This window comes from Geminocystis herdmanii PCC 6308, assembly GCF_000332235.1.
Taxonomy (GTDB): Bacteria; Cyanobacteriota; Cyanobacteriia; order Cyanobacteriales; family Cyanobacteriaceae; genus Geminocystis; species Geminocystis herdmanii.
Genome location: NZ_CM001775.1, coordinates 1,787,487 through 1,809,546 on the forward strand (window position 1 = coordinate 1,787,487; position 22,060 = coordinate 1,809,546).

At 34.2% G+C, this 22,060-nt stretch carries 24 protein-coding genes; 10 read left to right on the top strand and 14 right to left on the bottom strand.

The window, feature by feature from the left end; translation table 11 throughout:
- Window positions 1-2 precede the first annotated feature (2 nt).
- From SYN6308_RS09005 to SYN6308_RS09045, 10 genes are all read right to left on the bottom strand, one after another.
- Complete coding sequence (locus SYN6308_RS09005; RefSeq protein ID WP_017294111.1) at window positions 3-875, bottom strand: SDR family oxidoreductase; 873 nt, start codon at window positions 873-875, stop codon at window positions 3-5.
- A gap of 18 nt (window positions 876-893) precedes the next feature.
- A complete protein-coding gene (gene rfbC, locus SYN6308_RS09010) occupies window positions 894-1,439 on the bottom strand; it encodes a dTDP-4-dehydrorhamnose 3,5-epimerase (RefSeq protein WP_017294112.1) in 546 nt (181 codons plus the stop codon).
- A 68-nt stretch (window positions 1,440-1,507) separates the two neighbouring features.
- On the bottom strand, window positions 1,508-2,092 hold the full coding sequence (locus SYN6308_RS09015; RefSeq protein ID WP_017294113.1) for a Uma2 family endonuclease: 585 nt from the start codon (window positions 2,090-2,092) through the stop codon (window positions 1,508-1,510).
- A 64-nt stretch (window positions 2,093-2,156) separates the two neighbouring features.
- Window positions 2,157-2,315, bottom strand: a complete 159-nt coding sequence (locus SYN6308_RS24200; RefSeq protein WP_237741274.1) for a DUF4351 domain-containing protein — start codon at window positions 2,313-2,315, stop codon at window positions 2,157-2,159.
- A gap of 131 nt (window positions 2,316-2,446) precedes the next feature.
- Window positions 2,447-3,289: a DUF2887 domain-containing protein gene (locus SYN6308_RS09025; protein WP_017294115.1), complete on the bottom strand. Its 843-nt coding sequence runs from the start codon at window positions 3,287-3,289 to the stop codon at window positions 2,447-2,449.
- Window positions 3,290-3,608: 319 nt separating this feature from the next.
- Window positions 3,609-4,628, bottom strand: coding sequence for a glycosyltransferase family 2 protein (locus tag SYN6308_RS23335; RefSeq protein WP_017294116.1), 1,020 nt, complete (start codon window positions 4,626-4,628; stop codon window positions 3,609-3,611).
- Window positions 4,629-4,691: 63 nt separating this feature from the next.
- The gene (locus tag SYN6308_RS22190) at window positions 4,692-5,336 is read right to left on the bottom strand and encodes a DegT/DnrJ/EryC1/StrS family aminotransferase (protein WP_390091334.1); all 645 of its coding nucleotides are present in this window, start codon (window positions 5,334-5,336) and stop codon (window positions 4,692-4,694) included.
- 35 nt (window positions 5,337-5,371) lie between these two features.
- Window positions 5,372-5,620, bottom strand: a complete 249-nt coding sequence (locus tag SYN6308_RS25495) for a DegT/DnrJ/EryC1/StrS family aminotransferase (protein WP_237741275.1) — start codon at window positions 5,618-5,620, stop codon at window positions 5,372-5,374.
- Complete coding sequence (locus SYN6308_RS09040) at window positions 5,592-5,768, bottom strand: CDP-glycerol glycerophosphotransferase (protein WP_237741276.1); 177 nt, start codon at window positions 5,766-5,768, stop codon at window positions 5,592-5,594. The genes SYN6308_RS25495 and SYN6308_RS09040 overlap by 29 nt, the downstream gene beginning before the upstream one ends.
- On the bottom strand, window positions 5,762-5,986 hold the full coding sequence (locus SYN6308_RS09045; protein ID WP_017294118.1) for a hypothetical protein: 225 nt from the start codon (window positions 5,984-5,986) through the stop codon (window positions 5,762-5,764). Before SYN6308_RS09045 ends, SYN6308_RS09040 begins: the two co-directional genes overlap by 7 nt.
- A gap of 37 nt (window positions 5,987-6,023) precedes the next feature.
- Here SYN6308_RS09045 and SYN6308_RS24205 point away from each other — a divergent pair.
- A protein-coding gene (locus tag SYN6308_RS24205) for an IS630 family transposase (protein ID WP_144051420.1) occupies window positions 6,024-6,972 on the top strand; the annotation gives its coding sequence in 2 pieces (ribosomal slippage) (window positions 6,024-6,367 and window positions 6,366-6,972; 951 coding nt in all).
- A 12-nt stretch (window positions 6,973-6,984) separates the two neighbouring features.
- Here SYN6308_RS24205 and SYN6308_RS22195 read toward each other — a convergent pair.
- A complete protein-coding gene (locus SYN6308_RS22195) occupies window positions 6,985-7,587 on the bottom strand; it encodes a sugar phosphate nucleotidyltransferase (protein WP_017294121.1) in 603 nt (200 codons plus the stop codon).
- A 136-nt stretch (window positions 7,588-7,723) separates the two neighbouring features.
- Between SYN6308_RS22195 and ispD the strand changes: the two genes are divergently transcribed.
- From ispD to SYN6308_RS09095, 7 genes are all read left to right on the top strand, one after another.
- Window positions 7,724-8,407, top strand: a complete 684-nt coding sequence (gene ispD, locus SYN6308_RS09065) for a 2-C-methyl-D-erythritol 4-phosphate cytidylyltransferase (protein ID WP_017294122.1) — start codon at window positions 7,724-7,726, stop codon at window positions 8,405-8,407.
- Window positions 8,408-9,511: 1,104 nt separating this feature from the next.
- On the top strand, window positions 9,512-12,748 hold the full coding sequence (locus SYN6308_RS09070) for a hybrid sensor histidine kinase/response regulator (RefSeq protein WP_390091435.1): 3,237 nt from the start codon (window positions 9,512-9,514) through the stop codon (window positions 12,746-12,748).
- A gap of 238 nt (window positions 12,749-12,986) precedes the next feature.
- On the top strand, window positions 12,987-13,676 hold the full coding sequence (locus tag SYN6308_RS09075; protein ID WP_017294124.1) for a DUF928 domain-containing protein: 690 nt from the start codon (window positions 12,987-12,989) through the stop codon (window positions 13,674-13,676).
- A gap of 136 nt (window positions 13,677-13,812) precedes the next feature.
- Window positions 13,813-13,929 (top strand): photosystem II reaction center X protein, encoded by a 117-nt coding sequence (gene psbX, locus SYN6308_RS09080; protein ID WP_017294125.1) that lies wholly within the window; start codon window positions 13,813-13,815, stop codon window positions 13,927-13,929.
- Between the two features lie 107 nt (window positions 13,930-14,036).
- Window positions 14,037-14,831 (top strand): Ycf66 family protein, encoded by a 795-nt coding sequence (locus SYN6308_RS09085; protein WP_017294126.1) that lies wholly within the window; start codon window positions 14,037-14,039, stop codon window positions 14,829-14,831.
- A 27-nt stretch (window positions 14,832-14,858) separates the two neighbouring features.
- Entirely contained in the window at window positions 14,859-15,380 is a 522-nt protein-coding gene (locus SYN6308_RS09090; protein ID WP_026101997.1) for a TolB family protein, read from the top strand.
- A gap of 87 nt (window positions 15,381-15,467) precedes the next feature.
- Window positions 15,468-16,016, top strand: a complete 549-nt coding sequence (locus SYN6308_RS09095) for an NUDIX hydrolase (RefSeq protein ID WP_017294128.1) — start codon at window positions 15,468-15,470, stop codon at window positions 16,014-16,016.
- Between the two features lie 29 nt (window positions 16,017-16,045).
- Here the strand turns inward: SYN6308_RS09095 and sipA are convergent, their stop codons facing one another.
- Window positions 16,046-16,267: a regulatory protein SipA gene (gene sipA / locus SYN6308_RS09100; RefSeq protein ID WP_017294129.1), complete on the bottom strand. Its 222-nt coding sequence runs from the start codon at window positions 16,265-16,267 to the stop codon at window positions 16,046-16,048.
- Between the two features lie 192 nt (window positions 16,268-16,459).
- Here sipA and hypB point away from each other — a divergent pair, with 192 nt between their 5' ends.
- Window positions 16,460-17,194, top strand: a complete 735-nt coding sequence (gene hypB / locus SYN6308_RS09105) for a hydrogenase nickel incorporation protein HypB (RefSeq protein ID WP_017294130.1) — start codon at window positions 16,460-16,462, stop codon at window positions 17,192-17,194.
- A gap of 62 nt (window positions 17,195-17,256) precedes the next feature.
- The gene (gene hypF, locus SYN6308_RS09110) at window positions 17,257-19,632 is read left to right on the top strand and encodes a carbamoyltransferase HypF (RefSeq protein WP_017294131.1); all 2,376 of its coding nucleotides are present in this window, start codon (window positions 17,257-17,259) and stop codon (window positions 19,630-19,632) included.
- Here hypF and hypD read toward each other — a convergent pair.
- Both hypD and SYN6308_RS09120 read right to left on the bottom strand, forming a co-directional pair.
- Window positions 19,570-20,676 (bottom strand): hydrogenase formation protein HypD, encoded by a 1,107-nt coding sequence (gene hypD / locus SYN6308_RS09115; RefSeq protein WP_017294132.1) that lies wholly within the window; start codon window positions 20,674-20,676, stop codon window positions 19,570-19,572. The two genes, hypF and hypD, sit on opposite strands and share 63 nt — an antisense overlap.
- A 107-nt stretch (window positions 20,677-20,783) precedes the next feature.
- Entirely contained in the window at window positions 20,784-22,037 is a 1,254-nt protein-coding gene (locus SYN6308_RS09120) for an MFS transporter (protein WP_017294133.1), read from the bottom strand.
- Window positions 22,038-22,060 lie beyond the last annotated feature (23 nt).

The following is a 22,060-nucleotide window of genomic DNA, read 5'->3' on the forward strand; positions in this document are numbered from 1 at the left end:
CTTTAAAATTTCTCATCATTCCCGTAAAAATTAAGTCCTTCGATCGTACCTTTTAAATTCCAGTTGAGAGTAGAGGAAAGTTTATCACATATCATCCCTGCTTTTAAAGGACGTGGAGCTAGTTGGTGTAAACTAGGAGTATCGATGGGGATAACATATTGACAATCTAAATTAAATACATCTGCAACTTTAAGGGCAAAATCATAACGACTAATAACATCAACTCCTGCCACATGAAATAAACCTTGTTGTTTAGTTTCCACTAATCGACAACTAGCTTCTGCTATATCATTAACTAAAGTAGGTGAACCAATTTGATCCATTGGTACTTTTACAATCTCCTTATTTTGTAATGACTTAATTAATCTAGTAACAAAATTTTTCCCTTGTAATTCATAACCATAAACAACCGTTATTCTTAATAATAAATAATCATCTAATAACTTAGTAATTAAATTTTCTACTTCTAATTTTTGTTTACCATAAACACAAATAGGATTTACTAAATCTGTTTCTTTATAAGGTCCTGATTGACCATCAAAAACATAATCAGAAGAATAAAAAACTAATTTTGCACCAATTTCTTTACTTGCTTTAATAACATTTAAACTGCCTTCCACATTTATTAAATGACTTTCTTCAGAATTAGTTTCACAATAATTAACGTTAGATAAAAAAGCTGGTAAAAAAATAATTTCAGGTTGAATTTGAAAAATGAGCGATCGCACCTTTTGTTCTTGGATTGTTTCTAAAGGTGATAATTCTGGTAGTTGATAATTATGATAAGTTCCAGTAACATCCCAACCACGAGATTTAGTCGTTTGTAAAAGATGATAACCGACTAAACCTGAAGCACCAATAATTAAAGTTTTCATGATTTTATAATGTGTTCACTACGGATAAATAAAAGGACTTTGAAATTCAACAAAAGGAATAAAACTACTATCTCGTTGAGAAATAATCGGCTTATCTATTTCCCAAGGAATTCCTAGAGAATCGTAACGAATACCAGTATCAGATTCAGGATGATAAACAGTAGAAACTTTATACATCATAATTGCTGTTTCACTCATCACCGCAAAACCATGGGCTAATCCAGAAGGGATATAGATTAAATTAGCTTTTTCAGCACTTAAATCAAAAATTTCAAACTGTCCATAAGTGGGAGAATTAACTCTTAAATCGACTACCACATCTTTAACAGCACCTTGAACACAATAAACTATTTTTATATGCTCATGGGGAGGTAATTGAAAATGTAACCCACGTACAACATTTTGATAAGAAAAAGAATAATATTCTTCGGCAAAATTAGTATCTAATCCTAAATCTTGGAAAATTTCTTCATGAAAAGTCTTGACAAAACTGCCTCGATTATCTTCAAATTTTTTCGGTTGCAGTTGATAACAATTAGGTCTTTTAGTTTCAATTCTGTGCATTATCAAAGTTGAGAAAAACGATTTATAAATGTTAATAATAAATTAATTATCTTCCTTAGTGACCATGTTTAGTTTAACTCATTAATAAATTCAGTAACTGCATCGTATTGATCGTGATAGTTAATATATTTCGTTAAAGTTTCTAAATTTAATTCTGGCAATAATTGACTTTGATTTACTTTTATATACTGACTATTCTTTAAGCTATAAACTGTTAATAAACCATCTTCATAAAACCAAACTTCAGAAATTCCAAGACGGCGATACACTTCCAACACGTTAATATTACCACTGGTAACAATTACCTCAATAATTAAATCGGGAATGTCCTTTTTACTATAAATATTATAGGATTCATCGGGTTCTTTTCTTCCTGTTATTTCTTTGCTACCTAACGTTGTACTTCCCCACATATAGAATCTAATTCCCTTATGCCTCATGTAAGTTTCCAATAAATTACCAATGAGACTTTTGATGAATTCATGGGCTTGACTTGGACTCATGATAATTTCTAATTCTCCATCTAAATAAATAAATCTTACTTCTTCAATATCTTGAAATATAGTTTCTATTTGCTCAAATTTTTCCCAATTAATACCATCTAAAACTAATTTATTAGGTTTTATGGGAGGATTTTCTAGTAATGTTGTCATAATGTCTGATTCTCCTTATTATTTTGAGGTAAAATATTTAGTATTTAAAACAGATAAACTTAATTTAATTCAGGTTATTTAACCACTCGATCGCATCTTCAAAGGATTGAAAATCAAATAGACTTTCAGCCAAAGATTCTAATTGAGGAATAGAGATCGATCGTGCGATCGCCACTTCGTGATCGAATTTTGGTTTGTAACTCAGGTTGATAAAGCACCACAACGACGGGTTAACATACGAATTAACAAATCTGCTTCTCCTTATTCAGGATAATCTTCGATGATTTCAGCTTGTTTTATACTAATGACAATGTCCTTTACAAAGATGTTATCATTTGCTAAATCAATGGAAGATTAATCTTGATTTACCTTAAACCAATTATCTAAATCTGTGATGCCCTGAAAGTCTAATAAAGCTTCTCCTAAAGACTCTAACTCAGGAATAGACAGCGATCGAATTTTGGTTTGTAACTCATCTGATAAGGCACCACAAAGACGGGTTAACTGACGAATTAATAACTCCGCTTCTCCCTCTTGTAAGGCTTTTTCTTTCCAGTAACTAACTACTTGTTTATACAAACGGGGTTCAGCCGGCATTGTTGCCGTTTTTAGATCTAACATAGCTAATATCTCCTGATCACTTAATTGACTGAATTTACTACCTAGTATAGCCTCAATTATATTTAATCGTCTTTGAAATTCCTTGTCATTTCCAGAACCATCTAAAATGTTTTGAGCAAGATTAATGGCTTCAGTTTCTGGTACTACAATTAATTTGAGTAAAGCTAAATTAGGAGTCAAATCCTTTAAACTTAATAAATCTTCCAAATATAATCGAGTCACTCTTGTATTTAATTCATTTTCATAAGGTAATTCCGTACCTAAATCATCTTGATGATTTTTTAGAATTAATAATCCACGCCATCGTTTTTTTATTTTATATTGGTGGAGATACAAGAATATCTCAGCAAAGTATCGACTATAAAAGTCTGAATCTCTTTGCATTTGTGCCTCCAAAAAGATTAGAGGTAAATTCTCCGCCGTCGGTGTTAATACGCCGTCAAGACGAAATTCTGTTTCTTTAATCACAGGAGCATTATAAATATATTCACTGTCAGCAGGAATACTGGGAATTAACTCATGAATCAAAGAAGGTTGAGAAAGAAAGATTGTGTAAAATAACTTATCAGTTTTCATGGGTGTTAGATTTTGGGTATTTACCAAGTTGGTGGGCAGTGCATCGCCCCAACGTTTATTGAGAGTAAAGGTTGATTAGAATTTTCAGTGCTGGATGTCATAGTTAATAAAATTTTTATTAGTTTGTAGTAAGGGCTGAAGCCCTTTTTTTTTTGTACATTGTAGTCATTTTTTATTATGACAAAAATCTCTAATAGTTTGAACTACATATGTTAACATCTCCTTCGTTAAGCCGGGAAATACCCCTAGCCAGAAGACACAATTCATAATACGATCGCTATTTTTTAAGACTCTTACCTAAATAATCCTAAGTATATTTTTAATATTTAAGATTAATTTTTTCTCCTTTGGGAAAAAGAGGATATTTTCCTTGACGAAGAAAGTAAGTTCCAATTAAAGTTTTATTGATTACAAAACGCATAAATAAAACCAAAAAACCGTAAAATGAGTGAGAATGAATTTGTTGAAATAAAAAATCTACTTTTTGATAATATTCTTCATTGGCTTTAAATACAATTAACTTTTTGAAAATTTCCCTTAATAGAGATAATCTTCTCAATTCAACGAAAATCCTAGTTTTTATTGTTAATTTATCACTTTTAAGAACCTTCTCATACAGATAAGGATATTCAAATAAATCAGAAATAGCATGACGAGGGGCAAACCAGTAATTAATAGATTCTGTTGTGTTGACTGCATTTGCTGCTCCCGCCTTGACTAATTCTTGATTATTGACAACAATACTAAACTGAGCGCAAGTTTCGATAAAACAGTCTAATTGAGGAATACCCATTTCTTTAGGATATTCAAAATAAGGATAATTCAACCAATTATCTCGCTCCCAGATGACACTAGAAATAAAAGCGGGTTCATTAATTGAAATATACTCTAACCATTCAAAGCCCTTGCCTAAGAAAAGCGTGTTGTTTTCGTAACGAAGTCGTTTATTACATAATATTGCTTTACTTTTACTTTTTTCAGCTAATAAAATTAAATCATGAATTTTTTCAAAAGCATTATCACATAAATAATCATCATCGCCCAATATATATATATATTGGGCTTTACAAACTAAAGTACATAATCTAATATTTTTTATTCCACCTACATTAGTCTCATTTTTTGAATAAAACCAATTAGGAATATTTTGGGACTCATCATGAAACACTAATTCTGTACTGTCTGTACTGCAATTATCTCTTACTCTCAACTCATAAGATAAAGGAAATGTTTGATTTTTAATAGATGACAATGTATTTCTCAAAAAACTAGCTCTATTGTAAGTAGGAATACAAATTGATAGTAAAGGTTGATTAGAATTTTCAGTGCTGGATGTCATAGTTAATAAAATTTTTATTAGTTTGTAGTAAGTGCTGAAGCCCTTTTTTTTTGTACATTGTAGTCAATTTTTATTATGACAAAAATCTCTAATAGTTTGAACTACATAAGTTAACATCTCCTCAGTTAAGCCCGGAAATACTCCTAGCCAGAAAACACAATTCATAATACGATCGCTATTTTTTAAGTCTCCTACAATCCGATAATTTAAGCCATGATACAGAGGTTGACGTACTAAATTCCCCCCAAATAGTAAACGAGTACCAATACGATTTTCTTCTAAATGACGTACTAAATCGTTACGGGTAAAAGGTGCAGATTCTTTGACAAAGACAGGAAAACCAAACCAACTCGGTTCAGAATTGGGTGCTGGATCAGGTAAAGTTAAGAAATCTTGTAAATCAGCGAGATTCTCTTTTAAAAACTGGAAATTTTCCTGACGTTTTGTTACAAATTCAGGTAATTTATCTAATTGAGCGACACCGACGGCGGCTTGCATATCTGTCATTTTTAAGTTATAACCGACATGATCATAAGTATATTTGTGATCGTAACCAAAGGGTAAATCTCCTAGTTGCCAACCGAAACGTTTATTACAAGTATTGTCCACCCCCGGAGGACACCAACAACTTCTACCCCAATCACGGAAAGACTCGACAATTTTTTTCAAACGGGTATCATTGGTTAAAACTGCACCTCCTTCACCCATAGTAATATGATGGGCAGGATAAAAACTTACTGTGGCTAAATGTCCAAAAGTACCTGTTTTTTTCCGTTATAAACGCTTCCCACTGCGTCGCAATTATCTTCAATTAACCATAAATCATGTTTTTGGGCAAAGGCAGTAATAGCGTCTAAATTGAAAGGATTACCCAAAGTGTGAGCGATCATAATTGCCCTTGTTTTATCAGATAAAGCTGATTCTAGTTGATCTACATCAATGTCATAACTAGGTAATTTTACATCAAGAAAAACTGGTACTAAATTGCTCAAAAAGAGAAGGTTGCGTATTTGGTGATAAACTCAAACCTGCTACTTCTGCCCCTAAGTTTAATAACCATAAAGATAACCATGCACCTTTAAAGCCCGTATGCCCAGTTATAAATACTTTTTTACCTTGCCAAAATTGTGGCGTTACCAAACTTTCCAAGGTGCGTCTCCTTTTTCGTATAAAGATTTTAATAATTCTAATTCTCTATAGGTATCCATACATTGCCAGAAACCTTCATGGTGATAAACAGCTAATTCTCCTTTATCTGCTAGGATGCGTAAAGGTTCGGCTTCAAAAATGGTATCATCGTTTTCGATTAAGTCTAAAACTTGTCGATTTATAGCAATTTCTACCCTTATGAGGTACACTATCTTTAGATTTTAATTAAAACTAATATAAACAAAGATGAAATCATACTCTATTGATCTTAGGCAAAAAATAGTTGATGTTTATTTACAAAATAAAGTCTCTATCAGATCATTAGCACAAAGATTTTCCGTGGCAAAAAGTTTTGTCCAAAAAATTATTAAACAATATCAAGATACTGGTGATGTTTCCCCTTTGAAGCGAGGAGGAGCAAGTCAAAGTAAAGTTCAAGAACCAAACTTATTAGTTTTAGAAAATATTATTAAGAACAATAATGATTGTACATTAAAAGAACTTTGTGATTTATTAACTTTAGAAACAGGTATTCAGGTAAGTATATCAACAATGTGGCGACTGTGTGAAAAACTCAATTATACTGTAAAAAAAAACTCTGTACGCCACAGAAAAACATACTGAAAAAGTACAACAGAAACGATGTGAATATTGGCAACAAATTAGAGATATTGACGAAAAAGACTTAATATTTTTAGATGAATCAGGGGTTAATTTAGCATTAGTAAGATTATATGCAAGAGCTTTAAAAGGAGAAAGAGCAAGAGGAGAAAAACCACAAAAAAGAGGTAAAAATATATCCATGATAGGAGCAATATCATTAGAAGGAGTAATAGAATTAAGCAATATTTATGGAGCAGTAGATGGATTAACTTTTGAGGCTTTCATTGTCAGAAAATTAGTCCCAAAATTATGGAAAGGAGCTTGCGTAGTAATGGATAATGCAAAGATTCATTTGGGAGAAACGATCAGAAAAGAAATAGAAAAAGTCGGCGCAAAATTAATATATCTATCACCTTATTCACCAGATTTTTCCCCCATAGAGAATTTCTGGTCAAAAATAAAAGCATTATTGAAAAAAATGTCCCCAAGAAGTTATGTAGAATTAATAGAGGCTATTGAATTAGCAATAGAAAAAGTGAGTAAAAACGATATTCATGGTTGGTTTACTCATTGCTGTTACTGTACCTCATAACAGTGAAAATTGCTATAATACCATATAACCACCGTTAATCCAACCATCTGAAGTTTGAGGTTTTTCTTTAAAACTGGTGACAAGATTATTCTCAATTTGTAACTCACCGAAACGAGAAGGAGGACGTACAGCGCTAACGGTGGCTAGTTTACCATGACTTTGATGATAAGCTAATAACTTATTTAGATCAATATTGGCAACACCATCACCATAGGTAGCCATGAAAATATCTGAATTTGATTTATCTAGGTAATTTTTGAGGCGTTTTAACCTACCGCCCGTCATGGTTTCTTCTCCCGTGTTAATTAACCAGATTTTCCAATTTTCTTCATCATGCCCTTTATCTAAATGGGTGATTTTCTGTTGTCCTAATTCTAGTAAAATATCGCTATGATTCCAGTCATAGTTAATAAAATACTCTCGAATCATATCGCCTTTGTAGCCTAAGCAGAGCATGAAGTTATGAAACCCATAACTAGAATAGCTTTTCATTATATGCCAAATCATCGGTCGATCACCTACCATAACCATCGGCTTAGGGCGAAATTCCGTTTCTTCTTTTAAACGAGTGCCTTTCCCGCCACACAAAATAGCGATAGGGATATTATTACTCATGATGGATTTTAAAAACAAATTAAATTTGTTAAAAATTATAATCGATTCACGCTTGAAAATTTAGAAAATAAAGCCTCTAATTACTGGTAAATTATTAATTTGCAAGTGTTTTTTATAATTTCTTAACTTTCAAAGTATGTATTTATTGATTCCAGCAGCAGGAATGGGCAAAAGAATGGGAAGTTCTCAAAATAAGTTGTTATTACAATTAAAAGGGAAACCCCTATTAGCATGGACATTAATCTCTGCTAATGAATCAAAAACCATCGAATGGATTGGAATTATGGGACAATCCTATGATTTTCCTGTGTTTGAAGAAATTATTGATCGAATTCAATTGTCCAAACCAGTGAAATTGATTCAAGGAGGTGACACTCGGCAACAATCTGTCTATAACGGTTTACAAGCCTTACCATCAGAAGCAAAAAAAGTCTTAATTCATGATGGAGCGAGATGTTTGGCGACTCCAAATTTGTTCGATCGATGTACACAAACTTTATTACACTGTCAAGGATTAATCGCTGCCGTACCTGTCAAAGATACCATTAAAATCGTTGACGATAATCTACAAGTAACTGACACTCCCCCCAGAGAAAATTTATGGGCTGCCCAAACTCCCCAAGGTTTTGACGTAGAATTATTAAAAAAATGTCACGAAAAAGGACTTAATTTAGGTTGGGAAGTAACAGACGATGCGGCATTACTAGAAAAATGTGGTTTTTCTGTACAGATAGTTAACGGTGAAGAAACTAACCTGAAAGTAACTACCCCCATAGACTTGACGATCGCAGAATTTATCTTACAACAAAAAAGTTATTGATCAATTCCTCATTTATTAGACTTCTCCACAAATTATATTTTTAATAGCTAAAACTATTGTAGAGACGTAAAATTTTACATCTCTATCTCAATTCTTGCAGGTGTCTATTGTGCATTCTCCATTTGACCTTGTTCATTTGTCTTGAAAATAGCTATGATTAAACATAGTAATGATGTTGCCCATTGTTAAATTTTCCTTTCATTGTTTAGAGTCGAAACTTCTTGAGAAAAAGCTATGATTACCAGTGAACAAGCCAGTCAAAACCAAAAACTCTACAAACAGACTTTGATTCGTCTGGGAGAAATGTTAAAAATCCTCAAACAAGGTGATAACAGTCGTAATCGAGAACATATTAAATCTCATTGTAATTTTTTATCCATTGAAGGCAAAAAATTAAATCTTTTTGGCTGGGTGGAAATTATGGAAACCGCCAAGATAGCTATTCTTAATTCAGAAAATGAGTATAACTCCACCACGAAACTCATTATCAAAGAAATTAAAAAAGCGGCAGAATATTTACTCAAAAATGAAGTTAATTCTATTTTTGTCGATGATAGCCTACAAATATTAGCACCCAACGCTCGATCGAGACTAATGGACTTAGAAACCGTTTATATCGATGCAGCAGAAATAAAAATGGCACAGGAAGAAGCCGAATTCTATACTCCTAGCCCTACCCTAGCAAAAGATTTATGGAAAGAAACTCAAATCGACTTTAATCCCCCCATTCCACCCGTACCAGAAAGTGATGATATTATCTCCGAAGATGAAGAAGAAGACAGCGACATATTCAATGACTTAGGATTATCCGATAACGATGGATTACTCGATGATTGGTTAGACGATGACTCATTTGCCGATGACAGTCAAGAAGTTAGTGCTGTATTTGTAGGAGAAAAAGATTTTAATACCCATATTCAAAAACCAGAAGAATCAGAAGAAGAGGACGATTTAAGTAACTTATTTGACGATGATGATAACGAACATTTTGAAATTGATGGCTGGGAAAATAATCAAGAAATCCCTCAAGGAATAGAATCGGATGATTGGTCATTTTTCTCAGAAGATGATCAAGATAATTCTGTTATTTCTTCATCCCTTGACATGGATGATATAGACGAAGGCTTAGAAGCACTATTTGATGAAAACGATCGTGAAACGGCACTGCACGAACACGAAGTGGAACTCCACGATGCCAACGGCAACTTGCACGATCGAACATCTTCCATTGACTATAAATCAACCTTTATTCAAGGAGACTTTAATTCAGAAGAATTAGATGAATTAGATAACTTATTCACAGATAACGAAAATGTCAGAAGTACCGTTATCATTGATGATCCTGAAGCGGAATTAGAAGGAATATTACAAAACCTTGATGACTTAGAAATAGAAGACGATTTTCCCAGTACGGGCAGTGCCAACACCTATCAAATTTTACAACCTCAAAAACGCAAACAACCCCTTGTTCTTGTTTATGATGAATTTGAAGACTTAAATAACTTACTCACTCATAACTTATTATGGGTAGAACCAGAAGACCCATTTTCTGATTTAGAATCAATTATCTTTAACTCCTTTATTAACTATTATGAAGATCATCGGGATTTAGAAAGATTCGTTAATACTTCCCCTCATCTTGAAAACGTTGATTGGCAAGAATTGAGTAATATTATTAATGACTTGCCCGTGGGAGACTTTTCAGGAAATCAAAATATCTCCAAAGAAACCAACACAGGTTTAAGTGAATTAGATAAACTTCTAGCTCAAGCGGATAAAACTAAAGGGAAATCTTCACAAAAATGGACTCGCCCTCAAAATAATTCCCCAGCAAAAACTGCACCAAAAACTTTTGAACAAAGTATGCGAGTACCAGTTAAACAACTGGATAACTTAAATAACCTCATTGGGGAAATGGTAGTTCGTCGTAATCGTCTGGAGGAAGATCAAGACAAGTTAAGACAATTTTTAGAGAATCTTCTTTCCCATGTGCAAAATTTAAGTGATGTGGGTGCAAGAATGCAAGATACTTACGAAAGAAGTCTTCTTGAGGGGGCTTTAATTGATAGCCGTAAAAGAAATGAAGCTACCGTAAAAGCTCAATTGGCAAGGGCTGAAAATCGATCGATGGGACGCTCACAAAGTGGCACTATGCGATCGAGCAACACCTACATAGGGGGAGATGATTCAGAAAATAATAAATTTCAACCCCCCGAATTAGACGAGTTAGAATTAGATCGTTTTACAGGATTTCACCTGTTAGCCCAAGATATTTTAGAATTAATTGTACGGGTAAGAGAGTCAACTTCTGATATTCAATTCCTTGTGGATGAAACAGATCAATTAGGGCGAAACTTAAGGCAAGTTACAACTCAACTCCAAGAGGAGATTAATAAATCTCGCATGGTGCAGTTTTCCCAAAATGCCGATCGACTTCCCCTACCCATTCGCAAAATTGCCGAAGGCTACAACAAACAAATACAACTAAAAGTAGAAGGTAGAGAGGTTCTCATTGATAAAATGATCCTTGAACATTTATGGGATCCTCTCCTACAAATTACCAAAAACTGTGTTACTCACGGCATCGAACTCCCCGAAGAGAGGGAATCGATCGGTAAACCTCCTGCTGGTACAATCACCGTCAGAGCCTTTTTACAAGGACCTCAAACCGTAATTTCAGTGTCCGATGACGGAGCAGGAATCGATCCTCACAAAATTAAGAAAAAAGCCATTCAAAACAAGCTCATCACCCCTAGCCAAGCCCAAAGCCTGAAAGATCAAGAAGTTTACGAGTTTTTATTCCATGCAGGATTTACTACCAAAGAAAAAGCCGATAGTCACGCTGGTAGAGGGGTTGGTTTAGACATTGTACGCACAAAATTAAACGAAATTCGAGGCACAGTCACCGTTGATTCTACTTTAGGATTAGGTACAACTTTTACCATCCGTTTACCTTTAACCCTGAGTATTGGTAAAGCACTCTGTTGTATGAATGACGGAACTCGTATTGCCTTCCCCATAGACGGAATTGAGGACACGAAAGATTATTCCGCCAATGAAATTAAAGTCAACGCTCAAGGGCAAAAATGTATTCTTTGGAAAAATAATTTATTACCTTTCCGTCCTTTAAGTACATTGATGAACTATAATCGTCAAATAACTCGTAGTATTATTTATACTAGCAATGTCCAAGATGAAACCATCCCCATCGTTATCTTGAGAGGTGGTAACAATCTTTTGGCAATTCAAGTAGATCAAGTATTAGGACAAGAAGAAATCGTTATTAAGCAAATTGCCGGTCCTTTACCCAAGCCCAAAGGTATCGCCGGGGCTACCGTACGCAGTGACGGTATTGTTATGCCCATTGGCGATGTTATCGAACTTATTGAAATTGCTCAAGGTAATCTCAGTACCAAAGTCCATCTTGATATGCCCGAAGGTTTCCAGTCCGATCGAACCGTCGTCGCTCAACCCGTCAAAACTCAACCATTAATCCTAATTGTCGATGACTCCATCACCGTGAGAGAAATGTTATCCATGAGTTTAAGTAAAGCTGGTTATCGTTTTGAACAAGCCAGAGACGGACAAGAAGCATGGCAGAAACTTCGATCGGGCTTACCCTGTGATATAGTATTCTGCGATATTGAAATGCCGAGAATGAACGGATTAGAGCTATTACAGAACATCCAAGAAGACCCCACCCTTAATCATCTTCCCGTTGCGATTTTATCCTCAAGGGGTGCAGAAAAACATCAGCGTATCGCTGCGGAATTAGGAGCTTCCGCTTATCTAATCAAACCCTATGTGGACTCAGATTTGCTAGAATCGACTAAGAGAATGTTAGAAGGGGAAGTATTACTAGCAGGAAGTACAAAAAAACCGAAAGCCAAAGCCGAAAAATCTACTTCTTCACCCCAACAACAAAATACCGTTGCCGGAAAGAAAAAAACCAAATCTTCTCCGATGGTATTAATTATCGATGACTCCGTAGTAGTCAGAGAAATGTTATCGATGACATTCAAAAAAGCAGGTTATCAAGTGGAACAAGCCAGAGATGGACAAGACGCATGGGATAAAGTGGTAGGTGGGCTACCCTGTGATTTATTACTGTGCGACATTGAAATGCCTCGCATGAACGGTTTAGAGTTACTGGCAAAAATGCAACAAGACGAAAAGTTATCTAAATTACCCGTTGCCATGGTGACATCTCGTGGAGCAGAAAAACACCGTAAAATTGCTGCCGATTTGGGAGCAAAAGCCTATTTTACGAAACCTTATTTAGAGGAAGAATTACTAACCGCAGCCCAAAAATTAATCAAAGGAGAAGTTTTATTAAGTTAGGTAATCGGTGTTAGGTAATCGGTTTTAGAAGCTGTTTGAAAAGCCTTAATTTTGACCATTGCTCCCCCCTTGCCCCCTTGAAGAAGGGGGAAATATTAGAGAAAGTCCCCCTTAGTAAGGGGGATTTAGGGGGATCAGAAACCTTTAAAACAGGTTCTTAGATTATAAATGGATTGAACTTTTTATTTTTTATTACGTCTTAATCTTAGTTAAATTATTTTATTTGGAGGTCAATCTAATGTTAAAAATACACAAAAAATCATTAATAGGACTTAGTTTATTAATTAGTATAATACCTTCGTTAATTTTTTCCGTGAAGGCGATCGAATTTCCTGATGCACCAGAAAGAGAACCTCCTCAAAGTACGGCGGCAGGAGGAAGAAGGGGCGGTTGTGTTCGTGGTAATATGCCTATTACACCCTTAACTCCTAATCAGGATAATTCTGTCAAAACTGTTTCCCCTCAACCTCAATTTTTTGTTTATATTCCTCCCTCAAAAGCTAAATTTTTCCAATTTATCTTAAAGGATGAAACGGGTAATGAAATCGATAATCAAGAAATTCCTATTACTGAAAGTGATGCTATTATGAGTATAAATGTTAGCGAAAAAACCAATTTAGAAGTAGGGAAAAAATACCTATGGGAAATCTCTTTGATTTGTAATCCTATGGTCGTGAATAACAGTAGTTATACAAAAGGTTCGATCGAACGAGTTACCTTAGACGAAAATATCAAAAAAGAATTATTGGCAAATAAAGACATCCTCAAACAAGCACAAATTTATGCTAATAATAATATTTGGCAAGATACTATCTCCTTAGTGGGTAGTATTCAAGAATCACAACCTCAAGAATGGCAACAATTATTAACCTCTGTGGGTTTGGAAAATTTAAAAGAGAAAAAATTAATTTCTGAAGACTCGCCATGATAACCTTAGCAGATATTTATTCTGGGAAGGGTTTTTTTAATTCGTGTTGAATTTCAGAAAACTATCCATTCAAGTAGCAACAGGTTATTGTAGAATAGGATAAACAATTTTTAGTAAGCAAAAGTATAAAAAAGTTATGACACCTTCTTTAAGTAGTTTTTTGTGGAGTTTGGTGTGGGGTGCGGCGATCGTAGTTATTCCTGCAACCATCGGCTTAATTGCCGTTAGTCAAGCGGATAAAATTCGCCGTTAAATCAAGATTCAGATATTCCTATCTCCTAACTCCTATCTCCCAACTTCTAACTCCTAATTCCTAATTCTCTGATAGGATAGAAAAATATAGCAGTTTAAGTTTTAGTCATGGTTAATTTTGGTTTTAATGCCGCTAGTATTCTCGGTATCGTTCTCTTTTTGGCAGGAGGCGCTTTATATGCGATGCGTTCTTGGAAACCTGAAGTATCAAAAGATCATGACATATTTTTTGCCGCCGTTGGTTTACTTTGTGGCGGTATCTTATTTTTTCATGGTTGGCGTTTAGACCCCATTCTTCAATTTTGTCAATTATTATTGGCAGGATCGGCAATCTTTTTTGTGATAGAATCAGTACGTTTAAGAGCCGTTACCAGTACTCAGGTGCGGGGAAGAACATCTAGTTATGTGGATAACGATCGAGCTAATAGTCGAGTCTATCGAGCCGAATTAGACCAAATGGAAGACGATTACGAAGAAGAAGAAGTTCCCCGTCGTCGTTTACAAGGTACACCACCTCGATCGACTTCTCGTCGTAGCACTTATGAGGAAGAAGCTCCTCGTCCTCGTCGTCCTCGTCCTTCCAACTATAATCAAGAACCTCCCGTCAGTCGTAGTCGCAATAATCCTCCCTCTCGTGGTAATCGTCAATATGATGATTGGCAGGATACTCCAGATCATTGGGAAGATGAAACACCAACTCCCCGTCGTAGTTCTTCTCGCAGACCACCTTCAGATGTACCACCAACTAGAAGAACCCAAAAACGTCGTCCCAAATCTGCGGATGATATAGTCTCTAGCGTTGGTACACAGTATGTAGATTATCAACCCCTTGATGTTGATGGTGAGAATCAAGACTATGATAATTCAGACAATTCTCCTAAACCTGACAATTTTGATTACTAAAACCCTTTCCGTATATATTTTTCACTCTTGAAGTTTCTTGTACTCTTACTTCTTACGGTTATTATTGGTGGTTGCAACTCTAACAATGTCTCTCCCCTGTCCACCTCCCTTAACAGTCGCTATAATGACGAGCAACCCTTTCTTAGTGGGGATGGTCGTTTTTTGGCTATGGTATCGAATCGTTATGGGCGACGGGAAATTTTATTGTATGATTTACAGCAAAATTCTTTTGTAGATATATCAGGCTTAAATTTACCTAATGCCATTACGGATAGTCCGAGTTTGAGTCGTACGGCGAGGTATATAGTTTATATTTCTAGTATTCAAGGCAGACCCGATATATTTTGGTTCGATCGAGCCACAAAACAAACAAAATTACTAACTCAAGGCTATCGTAGCTGGTTAAGAAATCCCCGTATCAGTCCTGATGGTCGTTATGTAGTTTTTGAAACTGCTCGTCGTGGTCAATGGGATATAGAAGTAATGGATTTAGGACCAAATATTGAACTAGATCAACCTGATGGTGTTGTTAATACTGAGGAAAATTAATTAAATAACATTGAGCATAACTAATAAAAGAAGGGTTAAAAACCCTACTACAAACAAATAAAAAAATTTTAAATTGAAGTCTAATATATGTTAAATAATCAAGAATTACCCGAAATTTTAGCACCTCGTTTATTTTTTCAAGGGCGTAAATTTCAATTTGAAGTGAATAAATTAAAATTGCCCAATGGAGTGCAAGGGGAATGGGAATGTATCCGCCACCCCGGAGGTGCTTTAGCCGTACCCGTTACTAATGAGGGAGAATTAGTTTTAGTGCGTCAATATCGTTTTGCCGTTCAAACTAGATTGTTAGAATTTCCTGCGGGTACAGTAGAACAGGGAGAAAGTCCAGAAACGACAATTCAGCGAGAAATTGAAGAAGAAACGGGCTATAGTGCCAAAAAATGGCGTAATTTGGGTAAATTTCCCCTCGCCCCCGGCTATTCCGATGAATATATTTACGCTTTTCTTGCCCAAGATTTAGAAAAATTACCGAATCCCCCTAGTCAAGATGATGACGAAGATATTGAAGTAGTTTTGATGACTCCTGCTGAGTTTGAAAAATTAGCCCTCACAAGTGCAGAAATTGACGCAAAAACCATCACCAGTTATTTTTTAGCTCGTCCTTTTTTAGCTTAAATGTCATGTAAAAGTATCATGAGAAAATATTAGCTAATTACTTGAAAATATTTGCTTTCTAATAAAAAAGCGCCCTGAGTAAAACGAATTGCCCAATAACCAGCCGGGCGAGGATTTAAGATAATTCCTTTTTCTCCCAAGGTAATGACACTAGAAGAGCGTAACATGGGCATAGGATCGGCTGTTTTAATATATGGTGGTAACTCTATTACTTCAACTTGATCGCCCGACTTAATATTTAATGATGCCATAATTACTAAAAACTTTGTTAAAAATCGAAAAGCCCTAATCCATTTTAGATTAAGTTTGGATAATCATTTATAAAATAAGTTTGTAGTGATGGCTTTAGCCATTTATTCATAAGCATTTAAACGAACTTGATATTATTTGTAATTGGAGTTTGCTAAAAAAGTATAATTAACTTATAGATTTATAGGTAAATTATGTGTACTAATTGCGGTTGTAGCGTTACCCCTCAAAATGTGACTATTCACAGTCATAATCACCATGAAAAACAACATTCTCATCATGACGATCGAACTATTAATATTCATCGATCGATCTTAGCAAAAAATGATCATTTAGCCTATCATAATCGAGAATTATTTACTGAGAAAAAAATTTATGTTTTTAACATTTTATCTTCTCCCGGTTCAGGAAAAACAACCTTTATTGAAAAAACATTAACAGACTTAAATTCTACTTATAAAAGTGCGGTAATTGTGGGAGATTTAGCCACAGATAATGATGCTCAAAGATTAAGGAGAAGTCAAGCCGAAGTTGTGCAAATAACCACAGGAGATATATGTCATTTAGAAGCCGAAATGATTAATAATTCTCTCAAAGAAATAAATTTAGATACTTGTCAATTATTAATTATTGAAAATGTAGGTAATTTAGTTTGTCCTTCCGCTTATGATTTAGGAGAAAATGAAAGAATTGCTATCTTATCCGTGACAGAAGGAGAAGATAAACCCCTAAAATATCCTACTCTTTTTAAGTCTGCGGATGTGGTAATTATTAATAAAATAGATATTGCTGAAGCGGTAGAATTTAATCAAGATTTAGCCTTAGAAAATATCACAAAAATTGCCCCTCAAGCTAAAATTTTCCTTTTATCTTCTCGTACTGGTGAAGGCATGAATATTTGGTATAATTATCTTCAACAAAAATTATAATTTAGGCTTGTGTTATAAAGTTTTGCTTAGGAAAAAAGATAGGACTTAGGAGATAGTAAATTATGACGAAAACTTGTTATCAAATTTTTATTACTGGTATTGTGCAAGGTGTGGGATTTCGTCCTTTTATTTATAAATTAGCCCAAGAATTAAACTTAAAAGGATGGGTAAATAATTCTGTGGATGGTGTCTCGATCGAGCTAGAATTAACTAAAGAAGAATTAGAGATATTTATTAATAAAATCAAGTTAGAAAAACCGCCTCATTGTCAAATTGATAGTATCAACATTAATCAATCTAGTCTTAAGAATTATCAAGAGTTTATTATTAAAAATTCAGACTCTATTAATAATAATAATAAAAGTGCTTTAATTTTACCAGACTTAAATGTTTGTAATGATTGTTTAAAGGAAATTTTCGATCGAAAAAATCGCCGTTATCGCTATCCTTTTACTAATTGTACCAATTGCGGTTCTCGTTATTCTATCATAAAAAATTTACCCTACGATCGAGCTTTTACTACCATGAATAAATTTATCATGTGTGTAGAATGTGAAAAAGAATATCATAACCCAGAAAATAGACGTTTTCATGCCCAACCAAATGCTTGTGAAAAATGTGGCGCTCACTTAGAATTATGGGATAAAAAAGGACATTGTTTGAGTAAATTTGATACCGCATTAACAGAAAGTTGTGAGTTAATTCGACAAGGAAAAATTTTAGCGGTAAAAGGATTAGGGGGTTTTCAGTTAATCGCTGATGCGAGAAATCCAGAAGCTATTAATACCTTAAGAAAAAGAAAATATCGCCCTCATAAACCTTTTGCTTTAATGTGTCCAAATTTATCGATGGTTAAGAAAAATTGTTTAGTTTCCTCCGCAGAAGAAAAACTTTTATTATCTTCCGCTTCCCCAATTGTTTTATTAAAAAAAATTGATAACTTTAAGATAAATCAAGGGCAAAATAAAGATAATTTTATCTGTGAAGAAGTCGCCCCAAATAACCCTTACTTGGGGATAATGTTACCCTATACTCCCTTACATCATTTATTATTACATGAGTTAAATTTTTCGATCGTTGCCACCAGTGGAAATCAAAAAAGTGAGCCTATTTGTATTGATGAATTGGAAGCCTTAGAAAGATTAAATTCCTTAGCTGATTATTTTTTAGTGCATAATCGCCCTATTTTTAGAGCTGTAGATGACTCCATTGTCAGGGTAATTAATAACGAAATAATGATTTTAAGAAGGGCAAGAGGTTACGCCCCTTTACCCCTAAAATTAACTCCAAACTTATCTGATAAATATTATCAATCTCAAGAGAAATTACCACAAATTTTAGCATTAGGTGGACATCTTAAAAATACCATCTCGATCGAGCTTAATCAAAAAATTTTTATAAGTCAACATCTAGGAGATTTAGATAATCCTGAAACAATTAAAGCCTATCAAGAAACTATCAATAATTTTAGTAAAATCTATGATTTTGAACCAGATATAATTGTTTGTGATGCTCACCCTAACTATTTTTCTAGTCAATATGCAGAAGAATTAAGTCATAAAAAAAAGCCGAATATTCCTATTATTAAAGTACAACATCATTTAGCCCATATTTTTACTACTATTGCCGAACATAATTTAAAATTACCCCTATTAGGTATAGCATGGGATGGTACGGGTTACGGTTTAGATGGTACTATTTGGGGTGGAGAATTTTTTTATATTACTGAAACAGAAATCAAAAGAATTGCTAGTTTTTTACCCTTTCCTTTAATCGGTGGTAATCAAGCAATTTTACAACCCCAACGCATCGCTTTAGGCTTATTAAATACTGTTTATAATCAGTTAGAAAATATACCGCAAAATTTACCAATTTTTAATCATTTTTCCTCTCAAGAATTAATCTTATTTCAAAAAATGATAGACAAAAAAATTAATACTCCTTTAACTAGCAGTGTCGGGCGTTTATTTGATGGTATTGCTTTTTTATTAAATATAATAAATGATGTCACTTTTGAAGGGCAACCTGCTATGGCATTAGAATTTTTAGTTAAGGATATAACACCTGATAAACTTTATAATTTTTCATGGCAATATGATTCTAATAACTGTAATTATATTAATATAAGTTCGATCGTGCTAGAAATTATTAAAGATTATTTAGACAACAAAAATTTAAGTTTAATCGCTACTAAATTTCATCTTACTTTAGTAGAAATTATTAATAAAATTGCTCAAGAAATTGATACAGAAACAATAGTTTTAAGCGGTGGTTGTTTCCAAAATAAATATTTATTAGAAAATGCCATTAAAAGTTTAATTAACCATAATTTTAAGCCCTATTGGTCACAAAAAATTCCCATTAATGACGGTGGTTTATCCGTGGGGCAAATTCAATGTGCTAAAACGATAATAGGCGGCACAAGCCCCTTCCGATGATACCATCGGCGCTCCTAATGGTTCTTCTGGGGTGCATTTTGTGCCGAAGGAAGGGCATTCATGAGGTTTTTTAATACCTTGTAAAATTTGACCACTAATACAGTTTTGGCTTTCTAAATTATCATTATTTTTTATGGTTAAATTAAATTTTTGTTCGGCATCAAACTGCTGATATTTTTCTTTAATTTTTAAGCCACTTTTAGGGATATTAGCAATACCTCTCCAAAAATAATCTACAGTTTCAAATACTTCTTGGAGAAAAATTTGAGCGTGTTTATTTCCTTCTTGATTAACTAAACGACTATATTGATTTTCTACCTTGAACTCTCCCTTTTCTAGCTGTTGAATTGTCATCAAAATTCCTTGTAAAATGTCCACTGGTTCAAATCCTGTTACGATAATTGGTACTTGATATTGAGCAGAAATAGCCTCATATTGCTGATAACCCATTACGGTACAAACATGACCTGCCGCTAAAAATCCTTGTACTTGACACTGATTTGATGATAAAATTGCTTCCATTGCAGGAGGTACTAATACATGGGAAACTAACACAGAAAAATTACTGATATTTTGCTGATATGCTTGATAAATTGTCATAGCAGTACTGGGGGCTGTGGTTTCAAAACCTACGGCAAAAAAAACCACCTCTTTATCAGGATTTTGGTGAGCAATTTTTAGACAATCTAAGGGTGAATAAATAATGCGAATATCTGCCCCTAATGCTTTAATAATTAATAAATCTTTTTCGCTTCCCGGTACTCTTAACATATCCCCAAAAGAGCATAATATTGTATTAGGTAAAGAGGCGATTTCTATGGCTCGATCGAGCAAATTAATATTAGTTACACACACAGGACAACCGGGTCCATGAATTAAAGTTATTTCTGAGGGTAATAGTTCATGAATACCATACTTGACGATCGTATGGGTTTGCCCTCCGCAGATTTCCATGATTTGCCATGGTTGAGTAATGATAGACTCGATCGAATGACAATATTTTTTAACTAAATTTATATCTCTATATTCATCAACAAATTTCATAATTTTAAAAAGTATTACTGGATTATCGCTATTTGATTTCTCACAATCTAGCCATACAGGCAAAATGCCCGTATTACGGTGAAAAATCACTATTTTTCTTGAAAATTTTATGATTTACTGAGGTTTAGAGAATATTTTAAATATTGTAAAATTCCCATAGCGATAAATACACTAAACCCTAAGATTAACCAGAAATTATGTGCATAAATTATACCTTGATCGTGAAACGGCGCTGCGCGATCGTGAAACGGCGCTGCTCGATCGAGTACCCAACCCCCCAAAGGAGGACCAATTAAATAACCTATCGCCCAACATTGAGAGTTAATGGCAAAGTAAATTCCTCGTAAGGAAACTGGAGCTAAATCTACTATTAAAGCAGAAGCTGGAGGATTATAGCTTATCAAAGCGATGGAAGCGATTAAAACCCCAAAAAGAGCATAATAAAAGGCAAATTGAGCCATATTACCAGTAATCCAAATTAAACTAAAACTAATACCCCACATCATCAAAGAAAAAGTCAACCCTTGAATACGATCGAGATGATTTAAAATCTTCAACATGGGTAATTGAAACAGCGCCGCAAAAATGATGTGTAAACTAAATAAACTGCTGATATTTTCGATGGAAAATTGATTATTAAGGGTAAAGTTAGTCAAATAAAGAGGTAGAGTCGTTTGAATTTGAGAGATATAAGTAGTAAACATAATATTTACCACGCAAAAAATCCATAAACTTTTATCTTGTAAAGCCTTATCCCAACCTTGCCACTTTCCTTGAGATTCAGGAAAATTTTGTGCAGTTTCTTGAATAGTAAAAGAAATGACTATATAAAAAACGACAAAAGAAAAACCATCAATAATAAACAAAAGACGATAATTATTCGTCACACTAATAAGCCAACCACCGATAACAATACCCAATCCCAAGCCTAAGTTATCCGCCAGACGACTGATGGCAAAAGCGGAATTTCTTTGATTTGGAGTGGTTAAATCCGCCACTAAGGCTTCCGCAGGAGGCCAATAAAAGCCAATACCCAAGCCCATTAACAGGTTTCCCCATAACAAAAAACTGTAACTATGTGCTGAAGCTAAAAATATATCGGCGATCGCACTTATTACCGCAGAGAGTAAAAGAATTTTTTTTCTACCCCATGCCGGAGAATCGCTCCAACTTCCTCCTAAAAAGCGTCCCAAAATTCCTGATACCGATGCACTACCCAGTGCAATCCCTACCATAGTCGGGGAAAACCCTAACTGATTAACAAAGAAAATAGGAGCATAAAATAAGGTAAAACCAGTACCAAATTGTAATAATAACCTTCCTCCTGCTAATATCCAGACTTGAGAATTAAGATTATTCATGAAAATTACAGTGTTATTTTTCT

Coding starts and splice junctions, on each gene's coding strand:
- sipA (WP_017294129.1), bottom strand. CDS start 16,267: ATGGCATCATTAAATATTAAGTCGGGCGATCAAGTTGAAGTAATAGAG.
- SYN6308_RS23335 (WP_017294116.1), bottom strand. CDS start 4,628: ATGACATCCAGCACTGAAAATTCTAATCAACCTTTACTATCAATTTGT.
- SYN6308_RS09025 (WP_017294115.1), bottom strand. CDS start 3,289: ATGAAAACTGATAAGTTATTTTACACAATCTTTCTTTCTCAACCTTCT.
- SYN6308_RS09085 (WP_017294126.1), top strand. CDS start 14,037: ATGGTTAATTTTGGTTTTAATGCCGCTAGTATTCTCGGTATCGTTCTC.
- ispD (WP_017294122.1), top strand. CDS start 7,724: ATGTATTTATTGATTCCAGCAGCAGGAATGGGCAAAAGAATGGGAAGT.
- hypB (WP_017294130.1), top strand. CDS start 16,460: ATGTGTACTAATTGCGGTTGTAGCGTTACCCCTCAAAATGTGACTATT.
- SYN6308_RS09120 (WP_017294133.1), bottom strand. CDS start 22,037: ATGAATAATCTTAATTCTCAAGTCTGGATATTAGCAGGAGGAAGGTTA.
- rfbC (WP_017294112.1), bottom strand. CDS start 1,439: ATGCACAGAATTGAAACTAAAAGACCTAATTGTTATCAACTGCAACCG.
- SYN6308_RS22195 (WP_017294121.1), bottom strand. CDS start 7,587: ATGAGTAATAATATCCCTATCGCTATTTTGTGTGGCGGGAAAGGCACT.
- psbX (WP_017294125.1), top strand. CDS start 13,813: ATGACACCTTCTTTAAGTAGTTTTTTGTGGAGTTTGGTGTGGGGTGCG.
- hypF (WP_017294131.1), top strand. CDS start 17,257: ATGACGAAAACTTGTTATCAAATTTTTATTACTGGTATTGTGCAAGGT.
- SYN6308_RS22190 (WP_390091334.1), bottom strand. CDS start 5,336: ATGGGTGAAGGAGGTGCAGTTTTAACCAATGATACCCGTTTGAAAAAA.
- SYN6308_RS09095 (WP_017294128.1), top strand. CDS start 15,468: ATGTTAAATAATCAAGAATTACCCGAAATTTTAGCACCTCGTTTATTT.
- SYN6308_RS09015 (WP_017294113.1), bottom strand. CDS start 2,092: ATGACAACATTACTAGAAAATCCTCCCATAAAACCTAATAAATTAGTT.
- hypD (WP_017294132.1), bottom strand. CDS start 20,676: ATGAAATTTGTTGATGAATATAGAGATATAAATTTAGTTAAAAAATAT.
- SYN6308_RS09070 (WP_390091435.1), top strand. CDS start 9,512: ATGGATGATATAGACGAAGGCTTAGAAGCACTATTTGATGAAAACGAT.
- SYN6308_RS09005 (WP_017294111.1), bottom strand. CDS start 875: ATGAAAACTTTAATTATTGGTGCTTCAGGTTTAGTCGGTTATCATCTT.
- SYN6308_RS09075 (WP_017294124.1), top strand. CDS start 12,987: ATGTTAAAAATACACAAAAAATCATTAATAGGACTTAGTTTATTAATT.